General features: G+C 68.5%; 3 protein-coding genes. All 3 read right to left on the bottom strand.

The genetic code is table 11. The features are described from left to right. Positions 1-614 (bottom strand): LPS export ABC transporter ATP-binding protein (gene lptB, locus HC022_RS26420; RefSeq protein WP_167454366.1); only part of this gene is annotated, 614 nt, incomplete at its 3' end. Between the two features lie 11 nt (positions 615-625). Further along, positions 626-1,138 (bottom strand): lipopolysaccharide transport periplasmic protein LptA, encoded by a 513-nt coding sequence (gene lptA, locus HC022_RS26415; protein ID WP_008886897.1) that lies wholly within the window; start codon positions 1,136-1,138, stop codon positions 626-628. Between the two features lie 11 nt (positions 1,139-1,149). Next, on the bottom strand, positions 1,150-1,475 hold a 326-nt coding region (gene lptC / locus HC022_RS26410), incomplete at its 5' end, for an LPS export ABC transporter periplasmic protein LptC (protein WP_167454365.1).

Here is a 1,475-nt window from a genome sequence, read left to right as displayed (position 1 = left end):
TGGTCGGTGATCAGCACCCCGATGCCGCGCTTCTTGAGGTCGGCGACGAGGTGGCGGATGTCGTTCACGCTGATCGGGTCGACGCCGGCGAAGGGTTCGTCGAGCAGCAGGTACTTGGGATCGGCGGCAAGGCAGCGGGCGATCTCGACGCGGCGCCGTTCACCGCCCGAGAGCGCCAGCGCGGGCGCGCGGCGCAGGTGCTCGATCGAGAACTCGCCCAGGAGCTCCTCGAGCCGCTCGCGGCGGCGATGCCGGTCGTTGAGCGCGATGTCGAGCACCGAGGCGATGTTGTCCTCGACGGTGAGCCCGCGGAAGATCGACATCTCCTGCGGCAGGTAGCCGATGCCGAGCCGTGCGCGCCGGTACATCGGCAGCCAGGTGGCGTCGCGCCCGTCGATGGTAACCTGCCCGCCCTCGGGGTTCACCAGCCCCGCCACCGCGTAGAAGGTGGTGGTCTTGCCCGAGCCGTTGGGGCCCAGCAGCGCCACGACCTCGCCGCGGTCGAGCTCAAGCGTCACGTCACGGATCACGACGCGCTTGCGGTAGCTCTTGCGCAGGTGGCGGACGCGAAGGCCGCTGTCGCCTTCGGTCACGGTCAGTTCAGGGCGGGCCATGGGTCTACCGGTCACTCTTGTACTTGTTGCGGGGCGTCCGTGCCCTGTTGGATCACCGTGCGGACCCGCCCGGTCATCTGCGCCGTCCCGTCCTCGAGATTGACGGTCATGCGTTCCGAGGTCAGCGCGTTCGGCCCCTGCGTGAGCAGCACGTTGCCGGTCATCACCACCACGCCGGTGGCGATGGTGTAATCGGCGTTCTCGGCCTCGGCCGCCTCGTCGCCGCTGACCAGCGTGACACCACCCGAAGCTTCCATGCGCTCGATCCGGCCCTGTCCCTCGCCCTCGGCGTAGACGATCAGCACCCGCGGCGCGGCGAGGCGCATCTCGCCCTGGCCGATCACCACGTTGCCCTCGTAGAGCGCGGTGCCGTCGGTCTGGTTCACCTGCAGCGAATCCGCGCTGACCTCGACCGGAGCGGAGGTGTCCTGCGACATGCCGCCGAATGCGACCTGCGCACCCTGCGCCAGCGCCGGTCCGGACAGGAGGAACAACGTGGCGGCGGCGGTCAGAAAGCGGAACATGCTGGAAAACCTCATTGGTCTTTCGGATCGTATATCAGGTTTACGCCTTCGGTGAAAAGCAGTTGCACGTTCTCGCCGTTCTCGTCGGCGGCAATCGTCAGCTTGCCGGCGGTGAAGCGCCCGGCGGGGCCGCTGCCGCTCACCGGGGTGAGGGTCTCGGCGCCGATCCGGTCGAGCGAGGTGAGCATCCGTTCGGTGTCGATGACGTAGCCGGTGGAGCTGGTGATGTGGACCCCGCCCTCAAGATCGGCGGTCTTGTCGGTGTCGTCCACCACCGCCTGATCGGCGCGCAGGGTGATGCGGCTGCCGTCCACCAGGTCGAGCGCGGCGGCGAGCT

It is taken from the genome of Salipiger sp. HF18 (assembly GCF_011806505.1).
Lineage (GTDB): Bacteria > Pseudomonadota > Alphaproteobacteria > Rhodobacterales > Rhodobacteraceae > Salipiger > Salipiger thiooxidans.
This window is presented reverse-complemented; position numbering and strand designations above follow the sequence as displayed.